This is a genomic window from Streptomyces spongiae (assembly GCF_009377185.1).
Taxonomy (GTDB): Bacteria; Actinomycetota; Actinomycetes; order Streptomycetales; family Streptomycetaceae; genus Streptomyces; species Streptomyces spongiae.
In genome coordinates this window covers 1-7,905 of sequence record NZ_VJZC01000473.1, presented here as the reverse complement: position 1 = coordinate 7,905, position 7,905 = coordinate 1, and the positions used below count along the sequence as shown (strand labels likewise).

Genomic DNA, 7,905 nt, shown 5'->3' with positions numbered 1-7,905 from the left:
GGGCTGGCGGCCGGGGAGGGGCGGTTCTCGGTGCCGCCGCCGGTGATGTTCACCGTCAGGAGCACGGCCAGGGCGGCCGCGACGGAGCCCCCGGCGACGGCCACGGTCGTACGGCGGCGGCGTCGACGGCGTACGGCGACACGGCGGACATCGGCCCCGGAGACGGGCGGCGGCGCTTCGGCGTCCTCCGCCAACCTCCGCAGCCCGTCGGTCAGTTCACGGGTGAGTTCATCGGACACGGTCGTCCTCCCTCTCACCCTCGCCGGTGGTCGTCTCACCCTCGCCGGTGGTCAGCTCCCGCGCCAGCGCCGCCCGGCCGCGCGACAGCCGGGCCTTGACCGTCCCCACGGGGGCACCCGTCTCGGAGGCTACCTGCTCGACACTGAGGTCGCACAGATGGTGCAGGACGATTGCCATCCGCTGCACTTCGGGCAGTTTGCGCAACGCCGTGACCAGGACGGCCCGTTCGGGGTCGGGGCCGGGCGCGTGCTGGGGCGGCGGCGTACGGCGGACCAGCTCCAGCCAGCGTCTCGCCCGCCGCCAGCGGCTCACCGCGAGCCGCATCGCCACGGTCCGGATCCACGCCTCGGGCGCCCCGTCGACGAGGAACTCCCGCCGCCGGTCCCAGGCACGCACGAACGCCTCCTGAACCACGTCCTGCGCCTCGCCGTGGTCCCCGGTGAACGCGTAGAGCTGCCCGGTCAGCCGGGGGAACGCGGTGGAGTAGAACGCGTCGAACTCTTCCTCGGTCATGCCCCCACCACGCGTGTCTGATCTTTCCGAGTTCCCATGCAACCCGGCAGCCCCCGTGGTGCGTACAGGTCCCGTACGTCGGTCTCGTACGGCGTCCCCATCGAAGCACACCCTGACGTGACGCCGACAAGAAAGCCGGGTGTTGCCGTCGTCCGGGTGCCGGACATGTGGAGAGGAAGGGACCGTCGGCAATTGACCATCGACTACTTGGAGTTGTCCGTTCATGGCTCGGAGAGACACCTACGTCACCACCGCCGCGCTCCTCGCCGTGCTGGCCGGAGCGTCCTGGGTGTCGTACGCCGTCACGCAGGGGAGAGAGGCCTACGGCATCGAGGTGTCCTCCGTCGAGACGCCCGCGACCGAGCGGGCGACAGCTGAGGATCCCCAGCCGCAGTTCGTGCTGTCGGTCGACGCCGGTTTGTCGGGCGGTGTCGGCGCGATCAGCGCTTCTCGTACGGGTTCGCCGGCTCCGTGACCCTCTTCACCGACCCGGCGTCCAGCACCGGCGGCCACGCCTTCTCCGAGCCGAGGGTGCCCTTGGGGTGCCAGGTGCCTGTGACGGTGATCCAGGTGTCGGCGGGCGGGGCGTCGGCGCCGCGGATCTCGACCTTGTAGGGGCTGGCGTCGGCGGCGCAGCAGGAGACGAGGAGGCGGGTGAGGTACCAGGTGCCGGTGTCGTCGCCGATGCCGTCGCTGGTTCCGTCGCCGGTTCCGTGGGTGACGAAGCCCGTCATGCGGACCGTACGGCCCTTGAGGGACCTGTCCCGGTCGTAGATCGCCCGGGAGCTGAACTCGCCGAGAGTCAGTTCGACCGGGTCGGTGGCCGCGAGCTTCGGGAAGGTGCCCACGCCCCGCGCCGCGTACTCCGCCGCCTCGCGGTCCGCGCTGTACGAGCCGAGCGCCGGGGGAGGGAAGAGCAGGAGGGCGAGGGCGGGAACGGCCAGGAGCCAGGCGACGCGCGGGCCACCGGCGGTGTGCTGGTGCCCGCGGCCCTCGTGGTCTTGGCCCTCGTGCTCGTCGGCCTCGCCCCCACGGGCCGTCCTGATCCCCGCGGCCAGGGCCAGCAGGACCAGCAGCACCCCGGAGGCGATCAGGAAGGGGCGCAGGCCCGGCTGGACGTAACGCAGGTACAGGTCGCCGAGGAGCGAGATGCGCAGGATCGCCGCGCCGCACAGGAGCAGCAGGACCGCGGGGCCGTAGCGCCTCACAGCAGCCACCACCCCACCAGAACGCTACTCGTCACGGCCACGAGCCAGGTGACCGCGGAGAAGCGGAGCGCGAACGCGCGGCCGAACGTGCCCGCCTGCAGCGCGATCAGCTTCAGGTCCACCATCGGCCCGACCACCATGAAGGCCAGCCGCGCGGTCGGGGAGAAGCCGGTCAGGGAGGCCGCGACGAAGGCGTCCGCCTCGCTGCACACGCACAGCACCACGGCGAGGACCGCGAGGAGGAGGACGGACAGCCAGGGCGAGCCGGTGAAGACGTCGAGCACGGAGCGCGGTACGACGATGTTGAACGTCGCCGCCGCTGCCGCGCCCACCACGAGGAAGCCGCCCGCGTGCAGGAAGTCGTGCTGCAGCCCGGAGCGGAAGTCGTGCAGCCGGGCCCAGCCGGAGGAGGGTGCGGTGGGGGCCGTACGGCCTTTCGGGAGCCTCAGCCACTGCTCCTTCCCGAAGCGCACCCACAGCCAGCCCATCACCACCGCCGCGGCGAGCGAGGCGACCAGACGCCCCGCCACCATCAGCGGCTGCCCCGGGAACGCGATGGAGGTGGCGACGAGCACGACCGGGTTGATCGCGGGCGCGGAGAGGAGGAAGGCGAGCGCGGCTGCGGGGGCGACGCCCCGGCGCATCAGGCTCCCGGCGACCGGGACGGACGCGCACTCGCACCCCGGGAGGACGACACCCGCCGCGCCCGCGACCGGGACGGCGAGCGCCGGGTTGCGGGGCAGCAGGCGGCTGAAGACCCGCTCCGGTACGAAGGCTTCGACCGCCGCCGACACCAGCGTGCCCAGCAGCAGGAAGGGCACGCCCTGGACGACGACCGCCGTGAAGACCGTCCACCAGGCCGCCATGGCGGGGGTGGCGAGGTCGAGCGCGAGTGCCGGGCCGAGGACCGAGGCGACCGTGGCGATGGCGATGAGGGCGACGCCGCCGAGGGTGACGTACACGAGGGCGCGCACGGCGAGGCGTACACCGTCGACGACACGCAGCGCATCCCGCCGCCCATCGACCGCACTCCGCTGGTTCTCCACGCGCCTCGCTTCCGCCTCGTGCCGCTCCGAACCCGCCCCTCACAGCGCTCACCCGTGTGCGCCGTGCGCAGGCTATCCAGCAGTACTGTGCGGCAGCCCAGAATCCTCAGAGAGGAGGCTGTGCGGGCGCCGGGCCCAGGGTCGTCGTCCCGGGTACCGTACGGTGCCCGAGTCCCGTCCGGTACGCGTCCAGCGCCGCCTCCACCCGGCCGGTACGGCGCAGCAGGTCCCCGAGGAGCCGGCACAGGTCGGCCAGGTCGCCCGCCGCGCCCGCGCGCTCCAGCAGGCTCAGGGCCCGGACGTAGTGCTCCTCCGCCGTCTCGGGGTCCCGCGCGTCCTCCGCGATGATGCCGAGCAGACGGTGCGCGGCCGCGGCATGGACGGCGCCGCGCTCCGGCGACAGGTTCCCGAGGACGTCACGGAGCAGTGTGGCGGCCTCCTCCGACCGGCCGAGCCGGTGCAGGACGTCGGCCAGTTCCACCGCGACCTGGCTGCTGTAGAGCGCGGCGTTGCGGCCGGTGTGCATGGTCAGCGCCTCGCGCAACTCGCCTTCCGCACGCTCCAGTTCGCCGTTCTGCGCGTACAGGTAGCCGCGCATCCAGTGGCAGTTGGCGAGTTCGGTGCGGATCTGGAGCCCGCGGTAGAGCTCGGCGGCCTTGGCCAGGGAGGCGTCGGCCTCGGCGACCCGCCCCTCGGCCATCAGCGTGCGGGCGACCTGACGGTGCATACGGGCCACCAGCGCCGGGTCCGCCACCTGGGGCGCGAGCGCCAGGGCCAGCTCGGCCGCCTTGGCCGCCCGCGCGTGCGCGCCCATGTCCATGTACGGGGCGATGGCGCTCGCGTAGAGCAGGAGCAGCACATCCGGGTCGTGCAGGCCGCCGCGGTTGAGCTCGTCGAGGGTGGACTCCAACAGGTAGCAGGCGTACCGGAGTTCACCGGCCAGGTAGTGGGCGACCGCACGGCCGCGCAGGGCGGGTGCGCGGGCGGTCAGCGGCGCGTCGTGCAGGACGTTCTCCGCGCGCTCGAAGTACTGCCGGGCCACGGTCAGGTCGCCCGTGTCCAGCCCGCACTCCCCCAACCCCAGCAGTGCGGTGGCCTGTTCGGCGACGAGTCCGTGTGCCTCGGCCTCGGCGAGGAGCGCCGCGTAACTCTCCGCCGCCGGCCCGGCCTCGCCGGTCGCGAGGGTGCGCTGTGCGTCGGTCAGCCTCAGCCGCAGGTCGACGGCGAGGTGGGCGGGGCGCCCGGTCGCCAATTCCTCGTAGGCGACACCGAGGCGCGCCGCGATGTGCTTGAGCGCGTCCTCGGAGGCACGCACCCGTCCGGCCTCCACGGTGGAGATGTACGCGGGTGTGTAGGCCTGTTCGGCCAGCTGCTTCTGGGTCAACCCGCGTTCCGCACGCAGCTGTTGCACTCTGCGCCCAATGGTTTCGGGATCGTCGCGGTCGGCCGTGGCTGCCATGACGTAAGCATGCCAGTAAACGCACTTGAGCTCGTGCTTTCCCTCAACTCCACGAAGTGCCCTTGCTGTTGAGCGTTCAACCCCCTACGTTAAGTAGCGCGTTAAACCCGCTTAATGCGTTGCTGACGCCACCGCTGCGAGGTTGCCGTGCTCCGACACCTGCTCACCCGCCATGCCCGCCCCCTCGCCGCCGCGTCGCTCGCGGTGACGGCTCTGATCACGGCGGCGAACGCCGTAAGACCGGCGTGACACCTATAGACACCTGTACGCCCGGCGTGACTTACGCCCGGCGTGACTGACGTACGACCCGGGCATATGCGACCCGGGTGATGTCCGCCACACCGTGATCGAGCCGCCGCCCACGCAGAACCGCCGCGCGGGGAAGACAATCGTCCGCTTCAAGGTCGGTATGCGGATTTCGCGACGGTGAATCTACGCGGGATGCGTGGACGGATCGGGAAGACCGGTCGTTACCGTGCGGAACGCCGGGTCCCGGAAGGGCTCTTCCCTACCTGCGGGTACGTGTGACGATACGAGACCGCAGGTACTTGAGCCCTCAATTTGGTCACGGGTCAGCAAAGGAACAGGACATGACCAAGCCTGTCCACGCGGCCGGCCACAGCCTGGCCCCGACGTCCACCCCCACCGCCCGCATCCTCGTCGTCGACGACGAGGAGAACGTCCGCTCCATGCTCACCATGGCACTGGAGTTCCTCGACTACGCGGTGACCGGCGCCGCCACAGGCCGACAGGCACTGGAGTCCGTCGGCCGGCACAACCCCGACCTGGTGCTCCTGGACGTCAACCTCCCCGACGTCAGCGGCTTCGACGTCTGCCGGACGCTGCGCGAACGGGGCGTCACCGTGCCCGTGCTCTTCCTCACCGGAGTGGGCCGGGTCGACGACCGGGTACGCGGCCTCGACCTGGGCGGCGACGACTTCCTCACCAAGCCGTTCGAGCTGAAGGAGGTCGCCGCCCGTATCCGCGCCCTGCTGCGCCGCTCCTCCGGCAGCCTGCACCCCGAGCGGAGCCAGCTGCGCGTCGGCGACCTGCACCTGGACACCGAGGCCCACCAGGTGTGGTCCGCGGGGGAGCCCGTCGAGCTGACGACGACGGAGTTCGCCCTGCTGCGCTACCTCATGGAGAACCCCGGCCGGGTGCTGACCCGCACGCAGATCCTGGAGCGCGTCTGGAACCACCGCAACGAGGGCTCCGGGGCCGTCGACACGTACATCTACTACCTGCGCCGCAAGCTCGGCGGCACCGGACAGTCGCTGATCCGTACGGTGCGCGGCGTGGGATACCGGCTGTGCGCGGACTGAACGGCGGACCGGCCCTGTCCATCGACCTGCTCCGCCCGGGCACGACCCGTACGCGCACCGAGGCGAGCGGCACCGACGCCCGCCGGCAGGAGGAGGAGTCCGACCGGAAACGGACGGTACGGCGGACCGTCGCCCTATGGCTGGTCGCCACGCTGGCCACGCTCGGTGTGGTCACCACACTCTCCGCCGTACTGCTGGGCCACTACCTCGTGGTCCGCGTCGACGAGGAGCTCCAGAGGTTCTCGGGCGCCCCGCTGCCCGCCGACATCGTACGGTTCGACCACCTCGACGGCTGCCTGATCCTCGTGGTGGACGCCGAGGGTCGCGTCCTGGAACGGTACGCGGGCGCCGAGGACATGCCGGACTTCCCGTCACTCACCCCGGACCGGCTGAGGTCCTACGCCCGGCACGCTCAGCCGGTGGCCTTCGGCAGCACCTACCGGGCCCAGGTGATGCGCGACTCCCGGCCGGGCCCGGGCCACCGGGGCGGCTACGTCATCCACGCCCGCTCGATGTCCGACACGACCAGTGCCGTCCACCGTCTGGTCCAGGCCGAGGCCGCGGTCTCGCTGCCGCTGGTCGGGCTCGTGCTGGTGGGCGCCCGGCGGGTGGGGCGCCGTGCGGCCCGGGAGCAGGCGGCGTCGGAGCGGCGGCTGCGCGAGTTCCTCGCCGCCGCCGGTCACGAGCTGCGCAACCCGCTGACCACCATCTCCGGGTACACCGAACTCGCCCGGACCGACGGTGAGTCGTACGAGCCCATGCGGCAGGAGGCGCTGGGCCGGGTGGCGGCGGAGGTCCGGCGCATGGATTCACTGATAGACGAACTGGTCCTGCTGTCCCGCCTGGACCTGGGCCAGCCCCTGCACCTGGACTGCGTGGACCTCGCCCAGATCTGCCGGGACGCGGTGGAGGCCGAACGCCACGTCCACCCGGGCCATCGCGTGCGCCTGCTCGTGGCCCCCGGCGAACACACCGTCACCGGCGACCCCCTGCGCCTGCACCAGGTGGTCGCCAACCTCCTCACCAACGCCCGGGTCCACACCCCCGAGGGCACCACCACCACACTCGGCCTCGGCGCGGAGGACGGCCACCGTGTCCTGGAGGTCACCGACGACGGCCCCGGCATCCCGGCCGGCCTACGGGCCACCATCTTCGACCGCTTCGTCCGCGGCGAGGACACCCACGCCACGGGCAGCGGCCTCGGCCTCAGCATCGTCGCGGCGATCGCCACGGCCCACGGCGGCTCGGTGAGCCTGGAACCGTCGGACCGGGGGGCGTGGTTCAGGGTGAGGCTGCCGGCACCGGCGTGACGGGGCGTCATGGCCGCCGTGGCCGTCATGGCTCGTACGCGTCTACGCGCGAAGGGGTTTTCCGATCGAATTCCGATGCGTTTCCGATCACATCGACACCTTCGCCCGGTTGACTGTGACCGAGTACTCCGCGTCCCGCCTCTCCCCCCGGCGGGTCGGTCCGGCACCCTGCCCCGGTCGACGGCTCATCGGCCGGCGGTGGATCGACGGCTCATCGGTCCGCTATCCCGGCACGTGCTGGGCCGGCCTCACTTCCGGCGGGTTCTGCCGGAGTTCCTCCAGGTGCCGCTGGACGTGCCGGAGCGCGCCCTCGCGGCGGCCCGGCACCCGGTGGCGCAACTCGGCGAGCGCGGGCCCCAGTTCACGGGCCCGCGCCGCGTCGTCGACGCGTCCCCACTGGTGGTGGGCCCGGTCGACGGCGGTCTCCACGGCGGGCGCGTCCGGGGCCTGCCCCGCGGCCAGCCGCGCGCCGGCGACCGCCATCCACGTCTGGCAACTGCGCGCCGGGTCCCCCGCCAGCATCGCGAGGTCCGCCCGCACCTCCGTCCAGTGCAGCGCCTGCTCGGACGCGGGCCCGTGGGCGCGTACGGCGTCCTGCTCGTGCCGGGCGGCGAGCGCGTCGGCCTCGTCGTGACGCTCGGCCTGGACGGCGGCGGTGATGGCGGCGTGGTGGTCTTCGGGAGCCCGGGGATCGGTGACCGCGCCCGGAACGGTGGTCCCGGTGGTCGCGGTGGTCGCGGTGGTCGCGGCCGTCGGGATGCTCTCGGTCGTCGCGGTGGGCTCGGCGGTCGTGGTCTGGGCGGGCGG

The 7,905-nt window shown here is 72.4% G+C and carries 7 protein-coding genes and 2 pseudogenes; 3 read left to right on the top strand and 6 right to left on the bottom strand.

Going from position 1 to position 7,905, the window contains the following annotated elements; genetic code table 11:
- Positions 1 to 239 (bottom strand): annotated as a pseudogene (locus FNH08_RS38585) (L,D-transpeptidase); the annotation flags it as partial.
- Entirely contained in the window at positions 229 to 753 is a 525-nt protein-coding gene (locus FNH08_RS38580; RefSeq protein WP_152776184.1) for a SigE family RNA polymerase sigma factor, read from the bottom strand. The pseudogene FNH08_RS38585 and the gene FNH08_RS38580, both read right to left, overlap by 11 nt.
- Before the next feature lie 223 nt (positions 754 to 976).
- Here FNH08_RS38580 and FNH08_RS38575 point away from each other — a divergent pair, with 223 nt between their 5' ends.
- Positions 977 to 1,228, top strand: coding sequence for a hypothetical protein (locus FNH08_RS38575; RefSeq protein WP_152776183.1), 252 nt, complete (start codon positions 977 to 979; stop codon positions 1,226 to 1,228).
- On the opposite strand, the gene FNH08_RS38570 is transcribed toward FNH08_RS38575, so the two are convergent.
- The 3 genes from FNH08_RS38570 to FNH08_RS38560 form a co-directional block, all read right to left on the bottom strand.
- Positions 1,194 to 1,961, bottom strand: coding sequence for a TIGR03943 family putative permease subunit (locus FNH08_RS38570; RefSeq protein ID WP_322726174.1), 768 nt, complete (start codon positions 1,959 to 1,961; stop codon positions 1,194 to 1,196). The two genes, FNH08_RS38575 and FNH08_RS38570, sit on opposite strands and share 35 nt — an antisense overlap.
- The gene (locus FNH08_RS38565; RefSeq protein ID WP_407704544.1) at positions 1,958 to 3,007 is read right to left on the bottom strand and encodes a permease; all 1,050 of its coding nucleotides are present in this window, start codon (positions 3,005 to 3,007) and stop codon (positions 1,958 to 1,960) included. Before FNH08_RS38565 ends, FNH08_RS38570 begins: the two co-directional genes overlap by 4 nt.
- A 106-nt stretch (positions 3,008 to 3,113) precedes the next feature.
- Positions 3,114 to 4,466 (bottom strand): helix-turn-helix domain-containing protein, encoded by a 1,353-nt coding sequence (locus FNH08_RS38560; RefSeq protein WP_152776182.1) that lies wholly within the window; start codon positions 4,464 to 4,466, stop codon positions 3,114 to 3,116.
- Between the two features lie 590 nt (positions 4,467 to 5,056).
- Between FNH08_RS38560 and FNH08_RS38555 the strand changes: the two genes are divergently transcribed.
- Positions 5,057 to 5,788 carry a response regulator transcription factor gene (locus FNH08_RS38555; protein WP_152776181.1) on the top strand — a complete coding sequence of 244 codons (732 nt, stop codon included), beginning with the start codon at positions 5,057 to 5,059 and terminating at the stop codon, positions 5,786 to 5,788.
- Positions 5,776 to 7,098 carry a sensor histidine kinase gene (locus tag FNH08_RS38550; protein ID WP_322726173.1) on the top strand — a complete coding sequence of 441 codons (1,323 nt, stop codon included), beginning with the start codon at positions 5,776 to 5,778 and terminating at the stop codon, positions 7,096 to 7,098. The genes FNH08_RS38555 and FNH08_RS38550 overlap by 13 nt, the downstream gene beginning before the upstream one ends.
- Positions 7,099 to 7,320: 222 nt before the next feature.
- Here FNH08_RS38550 and FNH08_RS38545 read toward each other — a convergent pair.
- A pseudogene (locus FNH08_RS38545) lies at positions 7,321 to 7,905 on the bottom strand (hypothetical protein); the annotation flags it as partial.

What these genes read in the sequence shown, in the direction of transcription:
- FNH08_RS38580 (WP_152776184.1), bottom strand. Translation starts at nt 753, where the DNA reads ATGACCGAGGAAGAGTTCGACGCGTTCTACTCCACCGCGTTCCCCCGG.
- FNH08_RS38575 (WP_152776183.1), top strand. Translation starts at nt 977, where the DNA reads ATGGCTCGGAGAGACACCTACGTCACCACCGCCGCGCTCCTCGCCGTG.
- FNH08_RS38560 (WP_152776182.1), bottom strand. Translation starts at nt 4,466, where the DNA reads ATGGCAGCCACGGCCGACCGCGACGATCCCGAAACCATTGGGCGCAGA.
- FNH08_RS38555 (WP_152776181.1), top strand. Translation starts at nt 5,057, where the DNA reads ATGACCAAGCCTGTCCACGCGGCCGGCCACAGCCTGGCCCCGACGTCC.